This window comes from Paenibacillus pasadenensis (assembly GCF_002864175.1).
Taxonomy (GTDB): Bacteria; Bacillota; Bacilli; order Paenibacillales; family Paenibacillaceae; genus Paenibacillus_O; species Paenibacillus_O pasadenensis.
Genome location: NZ_NFEZ01000003.1, coordinates 493,493 through 515,184, shown reverse-complemented (window position 1 = coordinate 515,184; position 21,692 = coordinate 493,493). Strand labels below are relative to the sequence as shown.

Annotated in this window: 20 protein-coding genes and 1 tRNA gene; 16 read left to right on the top strand and 5 right to left on the bottom strand. The window is 64.1% G+C overall.

Features of this window, described 5'->3' with window-relative positions; all coding sequences use genetic code 11:
• The first annotated feature begins 29 nt into the window (after window positions 1–29).
• The 3 genes from B8V81_RS05910 (at window position 30) to B8V81_RS05900 (ending at window position 2,363) form a co-directional block, all read left to right on the top strand.
• Entirely contained in the window at window positions 30–773 is a 744-nt protein-coding gene (locus B8V81_RS05910) for a class I SAM-dependent methyltransferase (RefSeq protein WP_101807944.1), read from the top strand.
• On the top strand, window positions 770–1,918 hold the full coding sequence (locus tag B8V81_RS05905) for an MBL fold metallo-hydrolase (RefSeq protein ID WP_101807943.1): 1,149 nt from the start codon (window positions 770–772) through the stop codon (window positions 1,916–1,918). Before B8V81_RS05910 ends, B8V81_RS05905 begins: the two co-directional genes overlap by 4 nt.
• An 88-nt stretch (window positions 1,919–2,006) precedes the next feature.
• Window positions 2,007–2,363, top strand: a complete 357-nt coding sequence (locus B8V81_RS05900; protein ID WP_101807942.1) for a cupin domain-containing protein — start codon at window positions 2,007–2,009, stop codon at window positions 2,361–2,363.
• Between the two features lie 224 nt (window positions 2,364–2,587).
• Here B8V81_RS05900 and B8V81_RS05895 read toward each other — a convergent pair whose 3' ends face one another.
• A complete protein-coding gene (locus B8V81_RS05895; protein WP_028599068.1) occupies window positions 2,588–3,142 on the bottom strand; it encodes a phosphatidylglycerophosphatase A family protein in 555 nt (184 codons plus the stop codon).
• Window positions 3,143–3,280: 138 nt separating this feature from the next.
• Between B8V81_RS05895 and B8V81_RS05890 the strand changes: the two genes are divergently transcribed.
• The 3 genes from B8V81_RS05890 to rdgB all read left to right on the top strand — a co-directional run bounded on the left by B8V81_RS05890 (window position 3,281) and on the right by rdgB (window position 5,962).
• Entirely contained in the window at window positions 3,281–4,366 is a 1,086-nt protein-coding gene (locus tag B8V81_RS05890) for a GerMN domain-containing protein (protein ID WP_101807941.1), read from the top strand.
• 199 nt (window positions 4,367–4,565) lie between these two features.
• Window positions 4,566–5,312: a ribonuclease PH gene (rph, locus tag B8V81_RS05885; RefSeq protein WP_101807940.1), complete on the top strand. Its 747-nt coding sequence runs from the start codon at window positions 4,566–4,568 to the stop codon at window positions 5,310–5,312.
• A complete protein-coding gene (gene rdgB, locus B8V81_RS05880) occupies window positions 5,309–5,962 on the top strand; it encodes an RdgB/HAM1 family non-canonical purine NTP pyrophosphatase (RefSeq protein ID WP_101807939.1) in 654 nt (217 codons plus the stop codon). The genes rph and rdgB overlap by 4 nt, the downstream gene beginning before the upstream one ends.
• A gap of 1,136 nt (window positions 5,963–7,098) precedes the next feature.
• Here the strand turns inward: rdgB and asnB are convergent.
• The gene (gene asnB / locus B8V81_RS05875) at window positions 7,099–8,943 is read right to left on the bottom strand and encodes an asparagine synthase (glutamine-hydrolyzing) (protein ID WP_028597474.1); all 1,845 of its coding nucleotides are present in this window, start codon (window positions 8,941–8,943) and stop codon (window positions 7,099–7,101) included.
• A 160-nt stretch (window positions 8,944–9,103) separates the two neighbouring features.
• Here asnB and B8V81_RS05870 point away from each other — a divergent pair, with 160 nt between their 5' ends.
• Both B8V81_RS05870 and B8V81_RS05865 read left to right on the top strand, forming a co-directional pair.
• Window positions 9,104–9,451 (top strand): hypothetical protein, encoded by a 348-nt coding sequence (locus B8V81_RS05870; protein WP_028597475.1) that lies wholly within the window; start codon window positions 9,104–9,106, stop codon window positions 9,449–9,451.
• On the top strand, window positions 9,448–9,789 hold the full coding sequence (locus B8V81_RS05865; protein ID WP_028597476.1) for a hypothetical protein: 342 nt from the start codon (window positions 9,448–9,450) through the stop codon (window positions 9,787–9,789). The genes B8V81_RS05870 and B8V81_RS05865 overlap by 4 nt, the downstream gene beginning before the upstream one ends.
• 98 nt (window positions 9,790–9,887) lie before the next feature.
• On the opposite strand, the gene B8V81_RS05860 is transcribed toward B8V81_RS05865, so the two are convergent.
• A complete protein-coding gene (locus B8V81_RS05860) occupies window positions 9,888–10,829 on the bottom strand; it encodes a YihY/virulence factor BrkB family protein (protein WP_228551624.1) in 942 nt (313 codons plus the stop codon).
• A gap of 180 nt (window positions 10,830–11,009) precedes the next feature.
• Here B8V81_RS05860 and B8V81_RS05855 point away from each other — a divergent pair, with 180 nt between their 5' ends.
• Window positions 11,010–11,966 carry a DNA-binding transcriptional repressor DeoR gene (locus B8V81_RS05855; protein WP_028597477.1) on the top strand — a complete coding sequence of 319 codons (957 nt, stop codon included), beginning with the start codon at window positions 11,010–11,012 and terminating at the stop codon, window positions 11,964–11,966.
• A gap of 162 nt (window positions 11,967–12,128) precedes the next feature.
• Here the strand turns inward: B8V81_RS05855 and B8V81_RS05850 are convergent, their stop codons facing one another.
• A complete protein-coding gene (locus B8V81_RS05850; RefSeq protein ID WP_028597478.1) occupies window positions 12,129–12,557 on the bottom strand; it encodes an EamA family transporter in 429 nt (142 codons plus the stop codon).
• Window positions 12,558–12,729: 172 nt separating this feature from the next.
• Window positions 12,730–12,806, bottom strand: a tRNA-Arg gene (locus tag B8V81_RS05845).
• A 361-nt stretch (window positions 12,807–13,167) separates the two neighbouring features.
• Between B8V81_RS05845 and B8V81_RS05840 the strand changes: the two genes are divergently transcribed.
• The 7 genes from B8V81_RS05840 to lonB all read left to right on the top strand — a co-directional run bounded on the left by B8V81_RS05840 (window position 13,168) and on the right by lonB (window position 21,683).
• Complete coding sequence (locus B8V81_RS05840) at window positions 13,168–13,899, top strand: hypothetical protein (RefSeq protein WP_240478926.1); 732 nt, start codon at window positions 13,168–13,170, stop codon at window positions 13,897–13,899.
• A 99-nt stretch (window positions 13,900–13,998) separates the two neighbouring features.
• On the top strand, window positions 13,999–15,300 hold the full coding sequence (tig, locus tag B8V81_RS05835; RefSeq protein WP_028597479.1) for a trigger factor: 1,302 nt from the start codon (window positions 13,999–14,001) through the stop codon (window positions 15,298–15,300).
• 231 nt (window positions 15,301–15,531) lie between these two features.
• Window positions 15,532–16,128, top strand: coding sequence for an ATP-dependent Clp endopeptidase proteolytic subunit ClpP (clpP, locus tag B8V81_RS05830; RefSeq protein WP_028597480.1), 597 nt, complete (start codon window positions 15,532–15,534; stop codon window positions 16,126–16,128).
• Window positions 16,129–16,152: 24 nt separating this feature from the next.
• On the top strand, window positions 16,153–17,406 hold the full coding sequence (gene clpX / locus B8V81_RS05825) for an ATP-dependent protease ATP-binding subunit ClpX (protein ID WP_101807938.1): 1,254 nt from the start codon (window positions 16,153–16,155) through the stop codon (window positions 17,404–17,406).
• A 125-nt stretch (window positions 17,407–17,531) separates the two neighbouring features.
• Window positions 17,532–18,641, top strand: coding sequence for a flavodoxin-dependent (E)-4-hydroxy-3-methylbut-2-enyl-diphosphate synthase (ispG, locus tag B8V81_RS05820; RefSeq protein ID WP_028597482.1), 1,110 nt, complete (start codon window positions 17,532–17,534; stop codon window positions 18,639–18,641).
• A gap of 143 nt (window positions 18,642–18,784) precedes the next feature.
• Window positions 18,785–19,849: a serine hydrolase domain-containing protein gene (locus B8V81_RS05815; RefSeq protein ID WP_180968383.1), complete on the top strand. Its 1,065-nt coding sequence runs from the start codon at window positions 18,785–18,787 to the stop codon at window positions 19,847–19,849.
• 133 nt (window positions 19,850–19,982) lie between these two features.
• Window positions 19,983–21,683 (top strand): ATP-dependent protease LonB, encoded by a 1,701-nt coding sequence (gene lonB / locus B8V81_RS05810; protein WP_028597483.1) that lies wholly within the window; start codon window positions 19,983–19,985, stop codon window positions 21,681–21,683.
• Window positions 21,684–21,692: the final 9 nt, after the last annotated feature.

Sequence of the window (21,692 nt, the reverse complement as noted above, 5' to 3'; positions counted from 1 at the left end):
GCGGGTCCTTGAAAAAGGAGTGGACTGGCTTGTCGGAATGGTTCGTGCGCAGTTTTGGCGAGGATTACAAGATCGCATACCGACATCGCGACTGGGAGCAGGCGGAGCGGGAGGTTGGACGGCTGGCCGCGCGGCTGGAGCTGAGGCCCGGAGCTCGGATCGCCGATATCGGCTGCGGCATGGGCCGGCATTCGCTGGCGCTGAGCCGGCTCGGCTATGAGGTGAGCGGCCTCGATCTGTCGCCGGCGCTGCTGCGGGAGGCGCGGTCGCAGCCCGGCAGCGAGGCCGTCTCCTGGTTCGAGGGAGACATGCGCCGGATGCCGTTCGAGGACGGGCAGTTCGACGCGGCCGTCAATCTGTTCACCTCGTTCGGCTATTTCGAGGAGGACCGGGAGCATCTGCAGGTGCTGCGCGAGATGAGGCGGATCCTCAGGCCCGGAGGGCGGTTCGTCATCGACTTCCTCAATGCCGAGCAGGTGAAGCGCACGCTCGTGCCGGAGTCGAGGCGGGTGGACGAGGAGACCGGCACCGCCATCGTCGAGCGCCGCTTCATCGAGCATGGGCGCGTCGTCAAAAAGATCGAGCTGACGGATGCCGCAGGCGGCGAGCCGCGGCGCTACACGGAAAGCGTGCGCCTGCTCGGCGAGCCGTGGTTCCGCTCGGCGCTGGCGGAAGCGGGTCTCGTGCTCGAGGCGGCTGGCGGCGGGTATGACGGCGAGCCCTACGAGCCCGAGCGCTCGAAGCGCCTCGTCCTGTTCGGACGGAGGCCATGACGGAGCGCCGGCAGCACGGCGAAGCGCCGGAAGCCGCCGTCCGGCCGACGGAAGCGGCGGACGCCTCCGGCCGGACGCAGGGAGAAGCGAGCGGCGCCGGCCGGACGGCCGTGGGAGCCGGACGCGATCCGCTTCAGGCGGAGCCGCTTGGCGGGGGCTGGCTGCGGGTGCCCGTGCCGCTGCCTTACTCGCTGCGCTTCGTCAACGCCTACCTCGTCCCCGAGCCGGACGGCGGCTGGACGGTTGTCGACCCCGGCCTCAATACGGAGGAAGCGCGGACGACGTGGCGGGAGCTGCAGCAGCAGGCCGGCATCGCGCCTGGAGACATCCGCCGCGTGCTGCTGACCCACCAGCATCCCGACCATTACGGCCTGTCGGGATGGATGCAGCAGGAGCATGGCTGTCCCGTCTGGATGACGCGGCAGGCGCATCGGTACGCAGTCCGCATGTGGGGAACGGACAGCCGCTTCCCGCGCGAGCTGGAAGCGTGGTTCCGCAGCCACGGCATGCCGGACGAGCTGCTCGCGCTCCTCGGACCGCATCTGGATTCGTTCCGCGAGCGGGTCGAGCCGCAGCCGCAGCCGTCCTATCTGGAGCCGGGAGAGAGTGTCCAGCTCGGGGGCCGCAGCTGGAGGCTGATCGACGCTCCGGGCCACGCTCCAGGCGCGGTATGCCTGTACGAGCCCGGCCGGCGCGAGCTGATCGCAGGCGATCAGGTGCTGGCGCGCATCACGCCCAACATCAGCCTGCTGCCGGGCGACGGCGTCGATCCCGATCCGCTGCGCTCCTATCTGGCGAGCCTGGCCGAGCTGGCGAAGCTGCCGACCGAGCGCGTCTATCCCGGCCACCGCGAGCTGTTCGCGGACGCGGGCAAGCGGGCTCGCGAGATCGCCGAGCATCATGCGCGCCGGCTGGAGCATCTGCTCGGATTGCTTGCGGAGCGGGGGGAGGCCAGCGCGTTCGAGCTGTGCGAGCTGGAGTTCGGCGTCCATCTGCGGCGCAACATCCATAACCTGCGCTTCGCGCTCAGCGAGACGCTGGCCCATCTCGCCTACCTCGAGCGGGACGGGCGGGCGGAGGCTCGCTTCCGCGCGGACGGGGCGATCCGCTACCGCGGGGTGGCTCGCGAGAACGGCATCGGATAGCAGCGGGCAGGGCGCCGCAAATTGCCCGTTTCGGCGGCGGACAGCAGGATCGTGACCGGCAAAAGAAGAAGCGAGAGGAGTCGAGCGGATGAAGATCTACCAGTTGCCGGGCCGGGAGTGGCCGATCGATGCCTTTTCGAGCCAGGGCGTCATGTTCTCCGGCATTACCCGTCATGACGGGCGGATTCAGCTGAGCAGCATGCGGATCGAGGCGAACGGCATCGTCGGCAGGCATGTTGCGGAGGCGAGCCAGCTGTTCCTGCTGATCGACGGGGAAGGCTGGGTGAGCGGAGCGGACGGCAAGCGGATTTCCGTAAAGGCGGGCCAGGCCGCTTATTGGGAAGCCGGCGAGGAGCATGAATCCGGCTCTAGGACGGGCATGACCGTCATCGTCGTCGAGGGCGGGCAGCTGCTCGTCGAGATGGAGGAGCTCGCTTCATTCTAGGCTGGCTTGCCGGGCTGGCTCGGCGCCGGCCGGTTCACGAGCAGACGCGTCAAAAAAGCGTCCTTCCCCGTTCGCACGGGGCGGGACGCTTTTTTGGCGATCGGTCGGACGGGCGGCACCCGCGCCGGTGCTGCTCCCGGCCTAGGGCGTGTTTGCATCCCCCGAATGAAGCAGGGGGCAAAAAGGCGGTGATCGATGCCCTTGAGCGGGTTCGCAAACATGCCCTAGGGCAGAGGCACGTCGTCCTGGCGCTCGCCGCGGGCTTCCTCGCGCTCGGCCTGCTTGCGGTGGGCGATGCGGCTTGCGGCGGCTGCCGCGATCGCGCCGACGATGTCGTCGAGGAACGTATGGATCTGGCCGTCATGCTTGTCGTTGAGACGGACGAGGATGCCGGGCTTCAGCTTGTCGACGTAGCCGAAGTTCGTCAGGCCGATGCTTCCATAGACATTGACGATGGACAGGGCAAGAATTTCGTCGCAGCCGTACAGTCCCTCGTCGTTGCGGATCATTTCCTGCAGCGGCGGCAGCAGCCGGCCTTCCTCGGCAAGCAGGTCGAGCTGGATGCCGGTCAGAATCGCATTTTGAACTTCCCGTTTGGAAAGGACCGCCTCGATGTTTTCTTCGCATTCCGCCAGAGACAGGTCCGGATAATAATCCTTCTGCAGGAAGAAGGTCAGCTCGGCGATCTCGGCTTTTGTCACGCCTCGCTTGGCGAGCCATTCGGCTGTCGCCTCGGCGACAGCCTTGCTGTTGAGGGCATAAGCGGCAGGTTTGGACATGCTGGAAACCCCCTTGGACGGTTTTGGGAACAAGCTTGGTCTAAAAGGATGGTACAACCCATACAAATAGTACTACAAACGGGCTAGTACCACCAGGCGGCGCAAACGCGGCCGGTAACCAAGGGAGGATACAGGAACATGGAACAGCAGCGCTACAGATGGATTCGCAAGGCGGCGTTGACGGGAGCTCTGACGCTGCCGGTCATGGTGGCCGGCTGCGGCTGGTTCTCGCCGTCGGACAGCAAGGCCGTCGATCCGCCGCAAGGCGAGACCGGCTCGGCCATTACAGGCGCGGACGGCCAGACGTCCGCGGCGGCGACAGGCTCGGCCGAGGTGTCGGCGCAGGGCGAGGCATCCGGCCTGACCGTCTACCTCAAGGACGCCGAGGGCTATCTCGCTCCCGTCACGATCCAGGCCAAGCTGGACAGCAAGCTGACGGCCGAGGCGCAGGCGCTCGAGCTGCTCGTGGACGGTGGCGCTTATTCGAAGCTGCTGCCTGAAGGCTTCAGCGGCGTGCTTCCCCAAGGCACGCAGGTGCTGAACGTTCAGGTCAACGAAAAGACGAAGCTCGCCACGGTCGAGTTCTCCAAGCAGTTCAGCGACTACAACGAGCAGGACGAGCGCACGATGCTCGAGGCGATCACGTATACGCTGACGGGCCTGGACGGCATTCAAGGCGTGGAGCTGTGGGAGGAAGGCGAGCGGCTGCAGGAAATGCCGGTCGGCCAATATCCGCTCGACCGCGCCCTCACCCGCGCGATCGGCATCAATCTGGAGGCCGACAGCGGAGTCGACTACAGCTTGTCCACGCCGGTGACGCTTTATTTCTCCAGCAAGACCGAGCTTGGCGATCCTTACTTCGTGCCGGTCACCCGTCTCGTTCCCCGGACGACCGACAAGCTGACGGCAGCGCTCGACCAGCTCGCCGAAGGCCCGCTGGAGGAAAGCCGGCTGCTGCCCGTCTGGCTGCAGGACGTGAGCGTCGACAAGATTACGCAGAACAAGGATACGATCACGCTCGACCTGAAGGACGAGGCGTACAAAAAAGGCGATGTCGCTCCGGCCGAGATGATGCGCGCGGTCGTGCTGTCGCTGACCGACAACGCCGGCGTCGACCAGGTGCAGATCAAGCTGAACGGCGCCTCCGACTTCAAGGATGAGCTCGACACGTCGTACACGGAGCCGGTCAGCCGGCCGGAGCAGCTGAACGCCTTCAAGTCCTAGCCCAACGATTCCGGCAGGAAACCCTTGCCGCAGCGATAGCCCGCTTCCGTCCGGCTCAGGCCGCCCGGAGCGGGCTTTTCCGCGTCCGGCGCATGACGGGATGGGGAAGGCCCGCAGGCGGCGGGATGATTTTCGCGGGCGCGTCTGCTACAATGGGGGCTACTTGCACGGATGCGAATGAAGGAGGAGTTCAGTCAGAATGAGATCGGATGGACGCAAGCCGAGTCAGCTGAGGCCGGTCGCGATCGCGGTCGGCGTGAACAAATATGCGGAAGGCTCGGTGCTGATCGAGGCTGGAGACACGAAGGTGCTGTGCACCGCCTCGGTCGAGGAGCGGGTCCCGCCATTTATGAAAGGACAGGGCAAGGGCTGGGTGACGGCGGAGTATTCCATGCTGCCGCGCGCGACCCATACGCGCAGCCAGCGCGAGTCGCAGCGGGGCAAGGTGAACGGCCGCACGATGGAGATCCAGCGGCTGATCGGGCGCGCGCTGCGCTCGGTCGTCAACCTGCAGGCGCTCGGCGAGCGGACGATCACGCTCGACTGCGACGTGCTGCAGGCGGACGGAGGGACGCGCACGACGTCGATCACCGGCAGCTTCGTCGCGCTGGCGCTGGCGGTCGCCAAGCTCGACGCGCGCTCGCCGTTCGCCGTCTATCCCCTTACGGATTACCTCGCCTCGACGAGCGTCGGCATCATCGGCGGCGAGCCGCGCCTGGACCTGCACTATGAGGAGGATTCCCGCGCCAAGGTGGACATGAATCTCGTCATGACGGGCGCAGGCTCGTTCGTGGAGCTGCAGGGCACGGGCGAGGAGGAGCCGTTCTCGCGCGAGGAGCTGGACCGCCTGCTGTCGCTCGGCGAGCAGGGAATCCGCGAGCTGATCGAGATTCAGCAGATGGCGCTTGGAGCCGCAGGCGCGCGCATCGGGACGGGCCGAGCATGAGCGGGGGCTATATCGTCGTCGCCACCGGCAACGCCGGCAAGGTGAAGGAATTCGCCCATGCCTTCGCCGGGCTCGGCTTGTCCGTGCGCAGCCTGAAGGACTACCCCGAGCTGCCCGAGCCGGTAGAGGACGGCGACACGTTCGCCGCCAACGCCCGCATCAAGGCCGGCACGATCGGCCGCCTGCTCGGCGCGCCGGTGCTCGCCGACGACTCCGGGCTATGCGTCGACGCGCTCGGCGGAGCGCCGGGCGTCTACTCCGCCCGCTACTCCGGGCCGGGCGCGACGGATGCGCGCAACAACGCCAAGCTGCTGCGCGAGCTGGAGGCGGCCGGAGCGGACGCGTCCGGCCGCGCCGCCGCGCCGCCAGACGGCGGCCGGCTGCTCAGCGCGGGCCGCTTCGTCTGCGCGCTGGCGCTGTACGTGCCGGAGCGGGACGGCTACATCGAGAGCGAGGGCGCGATGGAGGGCTTCGTGCTGGACGCTCCACGCGGCAGCGGGGGCTTCGGCTACGATCCGCTGCTCTGGCTGCCGGAGCTCGGCCGCTCCGCCGCCGAGCTGAGCGTCGAGGAGAAGCAGCGCGTCAGCCATCGCGGCGAGGCGCTGCGCCGCCTGCTCGCCGAGCTGGAGCGCTCCGGCATCCGGCTGTAGCGATGCCTCGCAGCTTCAGCTTCTTGGACGGCGCGGTCCTTGCGGCCGCGCCGCCGCCGCGAGAGGCGTCCCACCACAGCGACGCCGCCGCGAAGGGCGGTCCCGCCACAGCTCGAACGTTCCGCGCTGGCGGAGCCAGCCGGTTCGCAGCCGGCTCGCCACATCCCTCCAAAAAAGGCGTTTCCTTCCTCGGCCCGGCCGAGGAAGGAAACGCCTTTTGGCTTTGCAACTAAGCAGCTCCTCTCGAACGAGTGCCCCATTGGCGGAGTTACGCGGAAAACCCGAGCAGCTCGATTCAAACGTGGGCCCGGACGGCGGAGTTACGCGGAAAACCCGAGCAGCTCGATTCAAGCGCGGGCCCGGACGGCGGAGTTACGCGGAAAAACCGAGTAACTCGGGCAAGCGGGTGCCGAACCGACGGGAGTTACGAGGAAAACCCGAGCAGCTCGATTCAAACGTGGGCCCGGACGGCGGAGTTACGCGGAAAACCCGAGTAACTCGGTTCAAACGCGTGCCCGGACGGGGGAGTTACGCGGAAAACCCGAGTAACTCGGTTCAAACGTGGCTCGAATGGTGGAGTTGCGCGGAGAAACCGAGTAACTCGGTTCAAAAGTGCGCCCGAACAGGGGAGTTACGCGGAAAACCCGAGTAACTTGGTTCAAACGTGGGCCCGAATGGTGGAGTTGCGCGGAAAACCCGAGTAACTCGGACAAGCGGGTGCTGAACCGTCGGGAGCTGTGCGGGAATCCGTTGGGAGGCGGTCGGAGGGGCTCGATGTCGGGTCCGCAAGTCGAAGGAATCGAGTTGGTCGGGTGTGAGGAGGTTCTTCCGGACAAGCTGCGCAAAAAAGAGCAGCTGACCAATCGGGGAACGATCGGTCAGCCGCGAAATCGAGTTGCAGATGGCGAGCGAAGCGGCGGGGATGAGAAACCGGGGGAGCGAAGCGGACGGGGGCTCGTGGAGAAGCGGCAGCGTTTCCCTTGGAGGCCGGATTCCTTCCGTTTCGGAAGAATAGAATCAAAGGAATCTGGGCTCCAGGGAGATCGGAACGAGTCCCCGTCCGCGAAGCGTCTTCCGGTCTCGGTTCCCGCTCCGCGAAGCGTTTTCCGGTTACGGATTCGGTCTCGGACTGCCGGTCAGACGACCCGCACGCCGTACTGCGTCAGCCAGCGGTTGACCTGGTACAGGTAGGCGAACAGCTGCGGTCCGCTCATCAGCTGGCCGAACCAAGGGATATTGGAGCTGGCGGCGTCGGACTCGGCGATCTCGCGCACCTTCTTGGCGTTGATGAGCGGCAGGATCGGCGAGGACGGATCGTCCAGCACCTCCATCAGCTTGGAGCGGACGGCGTTCAAATAGTTCGGGTTATGCGTCTTCGGATACGGGCTCTTCTTGCGGAACAGCACGTCGTCCGGCAGCGCGCCGCGCAGCGACTGGCGCAGGATGCCCTTCTCGCGGTCCCCTGCGGTTTTGATCGCCCACGGGATGTTGAAGACGTACTCGATCAGCCGATGATCGCAGAAAGGCACCCTCACCTCGAGCCCGGCCGCCATGCTCATCCGGTCCTTGCGGTCAAGCAGCGTCGGCATGAAGCGCGTGATGTTGAGATAGCTCATCGTGCGCATCTTGCGCTGCAGCTCGTTCTCTCCGCTCAGATGCGGCACGGCGGCGACGGCCTCGCTGTAGCGGTCGCCGATGTACTCGAGCGGCCGCGTCCATTCCTGCATCTCCGGCGACAGCAGCTCCGCCCGCATCGGCGAGGCGAGCGCCCACGGGAACGTGCCGGCGTTGAGCGACTCCTCGCGATGGAACCAAGGATAGCCGCCGAAAACCTCGTCGGCCGCCTCGCCCGAGATCGCGACGGTGACGCCCTTCTTGATCTCCCGGCAAAACAGCAGCAGCGAGGCGTCGACATCGGCCATGCCCGGCAGGTCGCGCGCCGTCAGCGCGTCGTCGAGCGCGGCCACGAGCTCGGGCGTATCGAACTTGATGTCGTGATGCGCCGTGCCGAGACGGCTCACCATCTTTTCGATCCACGGCGCGTCCGCGTTCGGCTGGAACGCATGCGACTTGAAAAACTTGTCGTTGTCGACATAGTCGACCGAGAACGTATCGAGCGAGCCGGCTCCGCTGCGGCCGTAGAAGTCGACCGCCAGCGCGGTCAGGGCGCTGGAATCGAGGCCGCCGGAGAGCAGCGTGCCGACCGGCACGTCGGAGGCGAGCTGGCGCTCGACCGTGTCGCGCAGCAGCTCGCCGACATGGGCGGCCGTCTCCTCGACGCCGTGCTCATGCTCCCGGCTGCGCAGCTCCCAGTACGTGTGCACGCGCGCGCCGCCGCGGTCGACGGTCATGCATTTGCCGGGCAGCAGCTCGGTCAGGTCCTTGTACACGCCGACGCCGGGCGTACGGGCCGGGCCGACGATGAACAGCTCGGCGATGCCCTGGGCGCCGACATCGGACGAGACGGCGGGATGGGCGAGCAGCGCCTTCGGCTCCGAGCCGAAGACGAACTGTCCGCCCGCATGGCTGACGAACAGCGGCTTCACGCCGACGCGGTCGCGCGCGAGAAACAGCTTCTGCTCCTGATCGTCCCAGATGGCGAAGGCAAAGATGCCGTTGAATTTCTCGACGGCAGCCGGTCCCCATTCCATATAAGCGGTGAGCAGCACTTCCGTATCGCAGGTCGTCGTGAAGCGGCGTCCGCGGCCCTCCAGCTCGCGCTTCAGCTCCGGCGCGTTGTACAGCTCGCCGTTGTAGACGATGACGAATTTCTGGCCGTCCTGGCTGCGGATCATCGGCTGAGCGCCGTTTTCCGGGTCCATGACCGACAGCCTGCGGTGTCCGAGGGCGCAGGAGCCCGAGATCCAGGTGCCGGAAGCGTCCGGTCCCCGCAGTGCAAGGGTAGCGGTCATCCGTTCCAAATCCTCGCTATGCAAGGTCAGGTCGCGCGTCCAATCGATCCATCCGGTGAATCCGCACATGGGGTTCATTCCTCTCTTGTTCGTAAGCTTGCGGCGTAAAGCGACATACGACCATGAATATGCGGAATCGGGGCATAACATGTCTGTCCGCCGGGAGAAACTACGGGGGAAATGACGGATCCGGGCGGATCCTCGAACCCGAAAGGAGAGGGCGGACGAGATGGCAGACTATGGCACGGAAGGCAAGCGGAAGCATTATTACGTGGCGGTTGGAGCGGGACAGGTGCTGGAGGACAAGGAGGCGGCGGCCTATGAGCTGGAAATCGTCGCGACCGAGGAGGAGAAGGACGGACTGAAGGCGCTGTTCGCGGAGATGTCCAGCATGGACGAAGCGACGATGGTGCATTTCCACAGCCATCCGTTCGGATCGGCCAGCGTCGAAGAGATGAACCAGGGCTACGAGGGCATCCTCAAGCAGATCTATACGCTCGTCTACCGTCTCGGGACGGAGGAGACGCGACGCCATGTGGCGTCGCTGGACCTGGACATCGGAGGGCTGCCAGGATGAACGTGCTGGAGGCTCATGTCGCCCGATCGCTCGAAAAGGACGGGACGCCCTGCGCAGAGGTGCAGGTGCGCACTGACGATCCGCAATGCGAGCAAGTGCTGGCTTATTTCAGCCTGTCGGCAGATCAGGACTATGACCTCGTCTCGATCGTCCGCGACGATGCCGACCTGCTGACCGACTGGTTCGACAACAGCATGCACACGGCTTACGAGGACATCACGATGCAGTGGTTCGAGAACGAGTCGCTCAAGACCGACTGGGGACGGCGCGAGACGTTCAAGCAGCAGGTGCTGGCGAGCGGACAGGTGCGGGAGGACTTGAGGGAGCTGCTCGGTTGACGCCGAACGACAATGGGTTACGCGCAAAGGCCCGCCGGACATGGGTGCATGACCGGCGGGCCTTTGCGTATGCGGATGGGTAAGGCGGGGCGCTGCTTCTACAACGGAATGCGCTTGTCCGGACCCGGCGCTCTACCGGACGGGACGCCCTTCTTGCGGAACAGGCGCAGCCCGAACGACTTGGCGGGCCGCTTCTTTTCGACGCCCGCGCTGCCGAAGCTCAGCGCCGCGTTGATTTCTCCGCCGAGCACGATGATGATCGAGCTCAGGTACAGCCAGATCAGCAGGACGATGACGCCGCCGAGGCTGCCGTACGTCTTGGTATAATTGCCGAACTGGCTGACGTAGTAAGAGAAGGCGATCGAGGTGACGACCCAGCCGAGCGAGGCGAAGCAGGCTCCCGGAAGCGCCTCGCGGAACGTCAGCCGGCGGTTCGGCGTGAACCAGTACAGCAGCGTGAAGACGAGCGCCATCGCCGCGATAGGCAGCACGTAGCGGACGATCGTCCAGAGCGCTTCGAAGCCGGCCGGATAGTCGAGCCACTGGAACAGGAACTCGCCGACTCCGCGGCCGAAGACGAGCAGGACGACGACGAGGATGACGACGGCGGCGAGCACGATCGTCGCCAGCAGCGAGAGGCCGCGCACCTTCCAGAACGGGCGGTCCTCCTCTTCGTCGTAAGCCTTGTTGAGCCCTTTGATGATGGCGTTGACTCCGTTGGAGGCGGCCCAGATCGTGCCGATCATGCCGACGGACAGCAGCGCGCCGCTGCCTCCCGTGGACACCTCGCCGAGAATGGTGCGCACCGTCTCGCCGCCCTCGGCGGGCATCATCGCGATCATGTCGGCGATCAGCTCGTCGCCGTTCAGGTTGAGGAAACCGAGCAGGCTGACGAGGAAGATCAGGAACGGAAAGAAGGACAGCAGCAAATAGTAGGTCAATTGGGCGCCGAGCGCCGGCACCTCGTCGTCCTGGAAGCGGGCGTACAGGTTTTTGCCGAGCTCGACGGCTCTCGTCATGAAGGGGGCTTTGGCAGCCATGGCGATTCCTCCGTTTCCATTCGCTTTCTTTGTTCCTCCATTACCCTGGCGCGCAGCCCCGAAAACGAGGGCGGCGGCAGGAAGGCGGCTTGTTCGTTTCTTTTATTGCTTTTATCCACTAAAGGATTCTATAATCGAAGGATCAAGCATCGGCTGCGCGCGGACTCGAGGTGGAAAGACATGTCAGAAAAGCTGGAAAAAATCGTGGAAGCGGCCAGGCTTTATTATCAAATGGACTTCAGCCAGCAGGACATCGCCAAAAAGCTCGGCGTATCCAGGCCGACGGTGTCCCGCTTCCTGCAGCAGGCCAAGGCGGACGGCATCGTGCAGATCACGATCCATGATCCGCTGGAGAACAACGATCTCGTCTGCCGCCAACTGGAGAAGCGGTTTGGACTGAATCGGGCGATCGTCGTGAGCACGCCTTCCCACGAGGACGCCGTCGTCAAGAAATACATCGGCGAGGCGGCTGCGGCACATCTGTACGAGACGGTGGCCGAGGGCGATACGATCGCGGTGACCTGGGGCTCGACGCTGTACGAGGTCGCCCAGCGGCTGCCGCTCAAAAGCGTGCGCGACGTGAAGGTCGTGCAGCTGAACGGCGGGCTGAGCTATTCCGAGACGAATACGTTCGCGTCGGAGATCGTGCATCTGTTCGCGGGAGCGTTCAATACGTCTCCGCATCTGCTGCCGCTGCCGGCGATCGTCGATCAGCCGCTCGTCAAGCGGGCGATCGAGGCGGACCGGCACATCGCCAAAATTTTGGAGATGGGACGGCAGGCGAACATCGCCGTATTCACCGTCGGCGTGCCGACGGCCGACTCGCTGCTTGTCCGCGCCAATTACCTCAGCGCGGAAGAGCTCGACATCGTGCATCAGGCGGGCAAGGGCGACATCTGCTCCCGCTTCATCGACATCGACGGCAACATCTGCCTGAGCGAGCTCGACGACCGTACGATCGGCATCCGGCTCGAGGAGCTTCGGCGCAAGGAGCATTCCGTGCTCGTCGCCGGCGGCATCGACAAGGCCGATGCGGTATTCGCCGCCGTCAAGGGCGGGTATCCGAACACGATCGTGACGGACGCGTTCACGGCGCGCCATCTGCTCGAGCGGGATCAGGCGCGGGTGACGGCCTGAGGCGTACCGGCCTCACGGCGCGCCTGTCGCCGAGGCCGGCGTCGCGATTGCTGCCCGGCCCACTTGCGGGCATGGCGCCTGACGTCCGAGCGCCAAAAAGGGTCCCTTGGCTCATGAGCCGAGGGACCCTTTTTGGGGTTGGAACGGAGGAACGGGAGGGCGTCACTTGAGCGAGGTCAGAATGACTCCGGCCGTGATCATCAGCACGCCGACTCCGTTCCAGACGGTGATCTTCTCTCCGAGGAACAGCAGCGCGAGCACGATGGCGAACACGACGCTCAGCTTGTCCACCGGGCCGACTTGAGAGACGGTGCCGGCCTTGAGCGCCAGGAAGTAGAACAGCCACGACAGCGCCCCAGCCGCTCCGCTCATGGCGACGAACGCGAGCGCCTTGCGCTGGGCGAAAATCTCGCCGACCTGGCCGAACTTGCCCTGGGCGGCCACGACGCCGAGCAGGAACAGCGCCATGATGACGGCACGCAAGGCGGTCGCGGAGTTGGCGTCGAGATCCTTCAGGCCGATCTTGCCGAAAATCGAGACGAGCGCCGCGAACACGGCGGACAGCAGGGCGTACGGAAGCCAAAGCATGATGGAATCCTCCCGAAGGCGGCCAGGCCGCCGGTGATAGGCTTGCCCGGACAGCCTCCTTTGCGGCAGGACTCGGGACAAGCGGCTGCTAGCCATAGCATGCCGCGCGGGACGGGCGGTATGCGGCCGATGCAGCAAAAAGCCCCTCCGAAAGAGGGGCGTGCATGCGGAATGATGGCGTCCCGGAAGGGATTCGAACCCCCGACCGTGCGCTTAGAAGGCGCATGCTCTATCCGACTGAGCTACCGGGACAAACGGCTCGCTTGCGGTCCCGAAAGGACAGGTCCAAAAAAGCGATACTTGTAGATCATACAGGAAGATCATGCATATTGCAAGGATCGCGCCGTTTTTCCTTCTTTGCCGGCTCATGTTATAATGTAGCCAAACTTTGGTGAATAAAGGTCGTCACAGAAGATGAGGCGGTGATCCCATTACGACGATAGACGATTCAACCCGCGGCGAAAAAGACAACCTTTATCTATTCCCGAGCTCGCTCGATCATTATCAGGAACAGCTCACCCGCCTGCTTGAGTCGGAGCACTATGCGGAAGCCAAGCGGCTGCTGCAGTTCCTCCTCCAGTGCCGGGGAGAGGAGCCCCGCCATTATGAGGAATTGAGCAATCTGCTCGCATGGCTGGAGATGGCGTTCCCCGGCGGAGCCGAGGAGGAGGACGGCGAGCCGAGCGAGGACGACTTGCGGCGGACGGCGCTCAGCCCGGCCGAGCAGGACGAGTCCTACGTGCAGCAGGTGCTGTACATCATGAAGAACCATCCGATGCTCGACCAGCAGCTGCTGGCGCTGGAGCGGGCCGCCCATCTGCGCAGCTCCGAGGTGGACGAGACGATCCGCACGTGGCTGGAGCAGGAGACGCTGCATCCGATGGTGCAGTTCAAGGCTCTCCAATGCCTCCGCCGCAGAGGAGATGCGGGCGTCGTCCGGCTGGAGCGGCTCGGCGAGACGGCGGAGCTCGAGATCGAGCGCACGCCGCTCGATCTCGACGACTATCCCGAGCCGGTGCGGCTGATCCTCGAGCGGGTCGAGGGCGTGACCGAGACGATGGACCCGACGCTGCCGCATTTCGCCCGCGAGCTATGGAAGGAATGCCTGCAATATTTGTACGGCAGCTCCGCCTACGCCCGCATGCTGAGCGAGGAGGAGGCGGTCGTCGACAGCTACGCGGCGGCGCTGCATCTGACGCTGCTCCTGGCCGTGTACGGCACGGCCGAAGAAGAAAAGATCCGGCATACATACGGCATCACCGACGAGCTGCGATTCCGCTACGAGCAGGCTTGCCGCGCGATGCGGCAGATCACCGACTTGCAGGAAGGTTATGGCGATGGCTAGCCTGTCTTGTAATCGGACGCCCAGTTGATTATAATGGAATGGTTTATTACAACGCAGATAATTGGGGCTAGCGCCTATTTTTTGGAGGGGACAGCATAAATGACAGCAACTTGGGAGAAAATAGAAACGAACGTCGTCGCAATCGACGTGGAAGTAGGCGCGGAGCAAGTGAAGGAAGCGCTCGATCAAGCGTTCAAGAAAGTGGTTGGACGCGTCAACGTGCCGGGCTTCCGCAAAGGCAAAGTGCCTCGCTCCATCTTTGAATCCCGCTTCGGCGTAGAAAGCCTGTACCAGGACGCGATCGACATCCTGTTGCCGACCGCTTATTCGGAAGCGCTGAAAGATACCGGCATCGAGCCGGTCGACCGTCCGGAGATCGACGTCGAGCAGTTCGGCAAGGGCCAGCCGTTCAAGTTCAAGGCGAAAGTCACCGTCAAGCCGGAAGTGAAGCTCGGCGAGTACAAAGGCATCGAAGTGCCTGCCGCGAGCAGCGACGTGACGGACGAGGAGCTGAGCGCCGAGCTGGAGCGTCTGCAGCAGCGCCATGCGGAGCTGGTCGTCGTGGAAGAGGGCGCGGCTGAGAATGGCGACACCGTCGTCATCGACTTCGAAGGCTTCGTCGACGGCGAGGCGTTCGAGGGCGGCCAGGCCGAGCGCTACTCCCTGGAGCTGGGCTCCAATTCCTTCATCCCGGGCTTCGAGGAGCAAGTCGTCGGCCTGGCGACAGGCGACTTCAAGGACGTGGAAGTGACGTTCCCGGAGGAGTACCATGCCGAGAACCTGGCCGGCAAGGCCGCCGTCTTCAAGGTCAAGCTGCATGAGATCAAGCGCAAGAACCTGCCCGCTCTGGACGACGAGTTCGCCAAGGACGTGAGCGAGTTCGACACGCTGGACGAGTTCAAGCAGGATCTCTCCAAGAAGCTGCAGGAGCGCAAGGAAAAAGAAAACGAGCAAGCGCGCGAGACGGCTCTCGTCGACAAAATCGCGGCAGCGGCCGAAGTGGAGATCCCGGAAGCGATGATCAACACGGAAGTGGACTACCTGCTGCGCGACTTCGAGAACCGCATCAAGCAGCAAGGCCTGAACATGGAGCTGTACTACCAGTTCTCCGGCCAGGACGAAGCGGCTCTACGCGGACAAATGCGCTCCGACGCCGAGAAGCGCGTGCTGAACAACCTCGTGCTTGACGCCATCGCCAAGCAGGAGTCGATCGAGATCTCCGAGGAAGAAGTCGGCGAGGAGCTCGAGAACCTGTCCAAAATGTACAGCCGTCCGGCGGCCGAGCTGCGCGAAATCTTCGAGCGCAACGGCAACCTCGACAACATGAAGGAAGATCTGAAGCTTCGCAAGACGATCAAGTTCCTTCTCGACAACAGCAAAATCGCGAGCGAAGTCGCCTAAGGCGGCTTCCGCTCCACTCCGCAAGGCACGTCGCTCGCACGTGCCTTCTTTTTACCCGCTGAACCCACATAAGCATCGCCCCTGCCTCGCGCAGGAATGGGGACTCCGTCCCTTACATAAGATTGGAACACGGCAGGCAGGCCAGGAGATCCGGCAAAAATGACATGGAAGCTCCAAACATGCTAGAATGAAAGTGGTTCTGAACTCCAAAGCGGAAAGTAGGTTGGTCGCATGAATCTGGTACCGATTGTAGTAGAGCAGACGAATCGCGGGGAGCGTTCTTACGATATCTATTCGCGTCTTTTGAAGGATCGCATCATCTTCCTCGGAAGCGCAATCGACGATGACGTTGCCAATTCGATCATCGCCCAGCTGCTCTTCCTCGCGGCTGACGACCCGGAGAAGGATATTCACCTGTATATCAACTCTCCCGGCGGTTCGGTGACCGCGGGCATGGGTATTTATGATACGATGCAATTCATCAAGCCGGACGTATCCACGATCTGCGTCGGCATGGCCGCGAGCATGGGCTCGCTGCTGCTGACGGCAGGCGCCAAGGGCAAGCGCTTCGCGCTTCCGAACAGCGAGGTCATGATCCATCAGCCTCTCGGCGGCGTGCGCGGCCAGGCGTCCGACATCAAGATCCATGCCGACTGGATCCTCAAGACCAAGCAGAAGCTCAACCAGATCTATGTCGATCGTACGGGCCAGCCCTACGAGAAGATCGAGCGAGACACCGACCGCGACAACTTCCTCAGCGCGGACGACGCGCTTGCCTACGGGCTCATCGACAAGGTCATTGCCGTCCCGGAAGCGGGCCTTTTGTAACATCTTCCTTTAAGGGGTGATCGAGTGTTTAAATTCAACGAAGAAAAGGGCCAGCTGAAATGCTCTTTTTGCGGCAAATCCCAGGACCAGGTCCGCAAGCTGGTAGCCGGTCCCGGCGTCTATATATGCGATGAATGCATCGAGCTCTGCACGGAAATCGTGGAGGAGGAGCTTGGGCACGAGGAAGAGCTGGATCTGAAGGATATTCCGAAACCGAAGGATATCCGCGCGATCCTCGATTCCTACGTCATCGGGCAGGAAGCCGCCAAAAAATCGCTGTCCGTCGCCGTCTACAACCATTACAAGCGGATCAACTCCCAGAGCAAGCTCGAGGACGTCGAGCTGCAGAAGAGCAACATCATGCTGGTCGGCCCGACGGGCTCCGGCAAGACGCTGCTCGCGCAGACGATGGCCAAGATCCTCAACGTTCCGTTCGCGATCGCGGACGCGACCTCCCTCACGGAGGCCGGCTATGTCGGCGAGGACGTCGAGAACATCCTGCTCAAGCTGATCCAGGCGGCCGACTACGACGTGGAAAAGGCCGAGCGCGGCATCATCTACATCGACGAGATCGACAAGGTCGCCCGCAAATCCGAGAATCCGTCCATTACCCGCGACGTGTCGGGCGAAGGCGTGCAGCAGGCGCTGCTCAAAATTCTCGAGGGCACGGTCGCTTCGGTGCCTCCGCAAGGCGGCCGCAAGCATCCGCATCAGGAGTTCATCCAGATCGACACGACGAACATCCTGTTCATCTGCGGCGGAGCCTTTGACGGCCTCGAGCAGATCATCAAGCGCCGCATCGGCAAAAAGGTCATCGGCTTCAACACGGGCGACGGCACGAAGGACATGAAGGCGGGCGAATACCTGTCCCTCGTCCTGCCGGAGGATCTGCTCAAGTTCGGCTTGATCCCCGAGTTCGTCGGCCGCCTGCCGGTCATCTCGACGCTGGAGCCGCTCGATGAGGCGGCGCTCGTGCGCATCCTCGCCGAGCCGAAAAACGCGCTCGTCAAGCAGTACCAGAAGCTGCTCGAGATGGACAACGTCAAGCTCGAGTTCGAAGCCGGAGCGCTGGACGCGATCGCCAAGGAAGCGATCAAGCGCAATACCGGCGCCCGCGGCCTGCGCGCCATCATCGAAGGCATCATGCTGGAGATCATGTACGAGGCGCCGTCCCGCGAGGAGCTCAGCACCTGCGTCATTACGGAAAAGGTCGTCCAGGACCGGGTCGTTCCGGAGCTGACGGCCAAGAAAGGCAAGAAAAAAGAAGAAAGCGCCTGACCTTGTCGCGGCTCCGGCCGCGCGGATGGCGGCTGCTCTTTTCAACCCGCCATCGTTCCACCCGATTCCGGATCGCCGTCCGGGATCCGGTGGACTTTGGCCTTTCATAGGGAGAGATGCTACGTATGTATTCTCGCAAGGACACGGTGCCGGTTCGCGTCGGCGGCTTGACGATCGGCGGCAGCAATGAGGTCATCATCCAGAGCATGTGCACGACCAAGACGGCCGACGTGGAGGCGACGGTAGCCGAGATCCTCCGTCTCGAGGAAGCGGGCTGCCAGGTCGTGCGCGTCACGGTCAACAACAAGGAAGCGGCCGAGGCGATCAAGGAGATCAAGCGCCGCATCCATATCCCGCTCGTGGCGGACATCCACTTCGACTACCGCCTCGCGCTGCTCGCCATCGAGAACGGGGTGGACAAGGTCCGCATCAATCCGGGCAACATCGGCCGCCGCGAGAAGGTGGAGGCCGTCGTCGCCGCCTGCAAGGAAAAGGGCATTCCGATCCGCATCGGGGTCAACGCCGGCTCGCTGGAGAACCATCTGCTGGAGAAGTACGGCTATCCGACGCCGGAGGCGATGGTCGAAAGCGCCTTGTTCCATATCGGCATTCTCGAAGAGCTGGACTTCCATGACATCATCGTCTCGCTCAAGGCATCCGACGTGCCGATGGCGATCGCGGCTTACAGCATGGCGGCGGAGAAGATCAAGTATCCGCTGCATCTGGGCATCACCGAGGCCGGCACGCTGCACTCGGGCACGATCAAGAGCTCGGCGGGCATCGGCGCCCTGCTGGCGATGGGCATCGGCAACACGGTGCGCATCTCGCTCAGCGCCGATCCGGTCGAGGAGGTCAAGGTCGCGCGCGAGCTGCTCAAGACGTTCGGCCTGATCACGAACGCGGCGACGCTTATCAGCTGTCCAACCTGCGGACGGCTCGACATCGATCTGTTCTCGATCGCCAACGAGGTGGAGGAGTACATCTCCAAGATCAAGGTGCCGATCAAGGTTTCCGTGCTCGGCTGCGCGGTCAACGGCCCCGGCGAGGCTCGCGAGGCGGATATCGGCATCGCCGGCGCGCGCGGCGAGGGCATGCTGTTCCGCTACGGCCAGATGATCCGCAAGGTGCCGGAGGCCGAGCTGCTGTCCGAGCTCAAAAAAGAGATCGACGAGATCGTGCGCGTCTTCGAGGAGACGGGCGAGATTCCCGGCCGCAAGGAGCATCTGCCTGCCTGACGCTCCAGCGGCGAGAATGAAAGAGCCTTCGCAAGTCCTGTGGACTGCGAGGGCTTCTTTTCGCTTGTCCGGGCTTTTTGGGGCAACGAGGCGCCGAGCGGCGCCGTATACAACCGATGACAATCGAACGGGAGGGATTTCGGATGGAACGGATTCAGGAAGCGCTGCGCCGCAAAAAGACGAGGGCTTGGCTGGAAAGGTCGCTGCACGATCCGGTCGTCGCCTGGGTGAAGGGCGGCGAGCGGGGCTATTGGAGCCGCGACGATGCGGACGAGGAAGCGCTGAAGAGCCGCCGGTACGAGATCGGTTCGATTACAAAGACGATGACCGGCTGCCTGCTCGCCTCGCTGGAGCGTGACGGGCGGCTGAGCCGAGAGGACGCGCCGGCGGCGCTGGCGCCGGAGCTGGCGGCGTCGGCCTTCGCCTCCAAGACGACGCTGGCCGAGCTCGTCTCCCATACGTCGGGGCTGCCCCGGCTGCCGGCCAACATGCGGGCGCATGTGCGCGACAAAGAGAATCCATATGCCGCTTACGGCACGGATGCGCTCGTCGAAGCGGTGCTGAAGGAGCCTTATCGGGACGGAGCCAAGCCGTCCTCTTACTCGAACTACGGCTTCGGCCTGCTCGGCTGGCTGCTCGCGCGAAGCTCAGGCGAACCGCTCGCCGAGCTGCTGCAGGCTCGGCTGTTCGAGCCGCTCGGCCTGGAGCGGACGACGCTCGATTCCGACGCGGAGGACGGCGCCTCCTTGCGGCCGGTGCATCGCAGCTCGGGCGCTCCCGCCAAGCCGTGGACGTTCGGCGAAGCGATGGCGGGAGCCGGAGCGGTCCGCTCGACGGCGCCGGATCTGCTTCGGTACGCCGAAGCCCAGCTGGCCGCGGCGTCAAGCCGCGAGACGGGGGATCCCGTCCGCGAGACGATGCGTCTGGCCCAGACGCGGCTGGTGGGATCGCCGCAAGGCGTCGGCATCGGCTATGCGTGGATCATCCGTCCGGAGCCGGACGGCAGCCATACGTTCTGGCACAACGGCGGAACGTACGGCTCCAGCAGCTTCCTCTCCTTCAATCCCGAGCATGGCGCCGCGATCGCCGTGCTCTCCAACCGCGGCGCTTCGGCCGCGAGCCAGCTCGCTCCGCTCATCGGGCTGAGGCCGATGAGCGCCGACTTGCTCGGCGCCGAGCTCGGCAAGGAGCTGTACCGCGCCGAGTGAGGCGGCCGGCCTGTCCGGAGCGATCGTCCGATGCGGTCCGCTTCTCCATTTTTCGGGACTAACTCCTGCCGGGGCAGGCAATACTATCCGGTATGGGTCTTTTATTCCGGCAAGCATGAGAGGAGCGGATAGCATGACGTTAAGTCTATTTTTGATGCTGGTGCAGGTGTTTTTCGCGGTCGTAATCGGGGTGTATTTCTGGAACATGCTGCGCAGCCAGCGCACGAACAAGTCGGCCGTCGACAAGGAATCCCGCAAGGAGATGGACAAGCTGCGCAAGCTTCGCTCCATCTCGCTGACCAAGCCGCTCGCGGAGAAGACGCGGCCGCAGACGATGAACGACATCGTCGGCCAGCGGGACGGACTGCGCGCGATGAAGGCGGCTCTGTGCAGCGCCAATCCGCAGCATGTCATCGTCTACGGGCCTCCGGGGGTGGGCAAGACGGCGGCGGCGCGCGTCGTGCTGGAGGAAGCCAAGAAAAATCCGACCTCGCCTTTCCTCGCGGAAGCGAAGTTCACGGAGATCGACGCGACGACGGCCCGCTTCGACGAGCGCGGCATCGCCGATCCGCTGATCGGCTCGGTCCACGATCCGATCTATCAGGGAGCCGGCGCGATGGGCGTGGCGGGCATTCCGCAGCCGAAGCCCGGCGCGGTGACGAAGGCGCATGGCGGCATGCTGTTCATCGACGAGATCGGGGAATTACACCCGATCCAGATGAATAAATTGTTAAAAGTGCTCGAGGACCGCAAGGTCTACCTGGAGAGCGCCTACTACCATTCCGAAGATCCGAATATCCCGATGTACATCCACGACATTTTCCAAAACGGCCTGCCGGCGGACTTCCGGCTCGTCGGAGCGACGACGCGCTCGCCGCAGGAGCTGCCGCCGGCGCTCCGCTCGCGCTGCATGGAGATCTACTTCCGGCCGCTGCTGCCGGACGAGATCGCCGAGATCGCCGACAACGCGGTCAAGAAGATCGGCTTCGCCCCTTGCCCGGAGGCGGTCGGCGTCGTCAAGCGCTATGCCACCAACGGCCGCGAGGCGGTCAACATCATCCAGCTGGCGGCGGGGCTGGCGCTGTCGGAGAAGCGCGAGACGATTGGCGCGGCCGACATCGAGTGGGTCGTCAACAGCAGCCAGATTCCGCCGCGTCCGGACCGCAAGGTGCCGGCCGCGCCGCAGATCGGCTTCGTCAACGGCCTCGCCGTCTACGGGCCCAACATGGGCACGCTGCTGGAGATCGAGGTGAGCGCCATCCCGACGGCAGCCGGCAAGGGCAGCTTCACGATTACCGGCGTCGTCGACGAGGAGGAGCTCGGAGGCGGCCAGCGGACGCTGCGCCGCAAGAGCATGGCCAAAGGCTCGGTCGAAAACGTGCTGACGATGCTGCGTCGCATCGGACTGCGTCCGCAGGACTTCGACCTGCACATCAACTTCCCGGGCGGGACGCCGATCGACGGTCCGTCCGCCGGCTCGGCGATGGCGACGGCGATCGCCTCGGCGATCCGCGGCGTGCCGGTCGACCACACGATCGCGATGACCGGCGAGGTCGGCATCCACGGCAACGTCAAGCCGGTCGGAGGCGTGCTCGCCAAGGTGGAAGCGGCCTTCCAGGCCGGCGCCCTCACGGTGTACATTCCGAAGGACAACTGGCAGGCGATCTTCGCCGATCTGAACGGCCTCAAGGTCATTCCGGTCGATCGCGTCGAGGAGATCTTCCAGGATCTGTTCCCGGACGACATCCGCCAGGGCCAGGAGGAGCTTTCCCCGATCGCGGATCTGTTCCTGACGCCTCAAGTACCCTATTTGCAGGCGGATTCGCGGGAATGATACAATAGG

Coding starts and splice junctions, on each gene's coding strand:
- B8V81_RS05905 (WP_101807943.1), top strand. CDS start 770: ATGACGGAGCGCCGGCAGCACGGCGAAGCGCCGGAAGCCGCCGTCCGG.
- B8V81_RS05900 (WP_101807942.1), top strand. CDS start 2,007: ATGAAGATCTACCAGTTGCCGGGCCGGGAGTGGCCGATCGATGCCTTT.
- B8V81_RS05895 (WP_028599068.1), bottom strand. CDS start 3,142: ATGTCCAAACCTGCCGCTTATGCCCTCAACAGCAAGGCTGTCGCCGAG.
- B8V81_RS05890 (WP_101807941.1), top strand. CDS start 3,281: ATGGAACAGCAGCGCTACAGATGGATTCGCAAGGCGGCGTTGACGGGA.
- rph (WP_101807940.1), top strand. CDS start 4,566: ATGAGATCGGATGGACGCAAGCCGAGTCAGCTGAGGCCGGTCGCGATC.
- rdgB (WP_101807939.1), top strand. CDS start 5,309: ATGAGCGGGGGCTATATCGTCGTCGCCACCGGCAACGCCGGCAAGGTG.
- asnB (WP_028597474.1), bottom strand. CDS start 8,943: ATGTGCGGATTCACCGGATGGATCGATTGGACGCGCGACCTGACCTTG.
- B8V81_RS05870 (WP_028597475.1), top strand. CDS start 9,104: ATGGCAGACTATGGCACGGAAGGCAAGCGGAAGCATTATTACGTGGCG.
- B8V81_RS05865 (WP_028597476.1), top strand. CDS start 9,448: ATGAACGTGCTGGAGGCTCATGTCGCCCGATCGCTCGAAAAGGACGGG.
- B8V81_RS05860 (WP_228551624.1), bottom strand. CDS start 10,829: ATGGCTGCCAAAGCCCCCTTCATGACGAGAGCCGTCGAGCTCGGCAAA.
- B8V81_RS05855 (WP_028597477.1), top strand. CDS start 11,010: ATGTCAGAAAAGCTGGAAAAAATCGTGGAAGCGGCCAGGCTTTATTAT.
- tig (WP_028597479.1), top strand. CDS start 13,999: ATGACAGCAACTTGGGAGAAAATAGAAACGAACGTCGTCGCAATCGAC.
- clpP (WP_028597480.1), top strand. CDS start 15,532: ATGAATCTGGTACCGATTGTAGTAGAGCAGACGAATCGCGGGGAGCGT.
- ispG (WP_028597482.1), top strand. CDS start 17,532: ATGTATTCTCGCAAGGACACGGTGCCGGTTCGCGTCGGCGGCTTGACG.
- B8V81_RS05815 (WP_180968383.1), top strand. CDS start 18,785: ATGGAACGGATTCAGGAAGCGCTGCGCCGCAAAAAGACGAGGGCTTGG.
- lonB (WP_028597483.1), top strand. CDS start 19,983: ATGACGTTAAGTCTATTTTTGATGCTGGTGCAGGTGTTTTTCGCGGTC.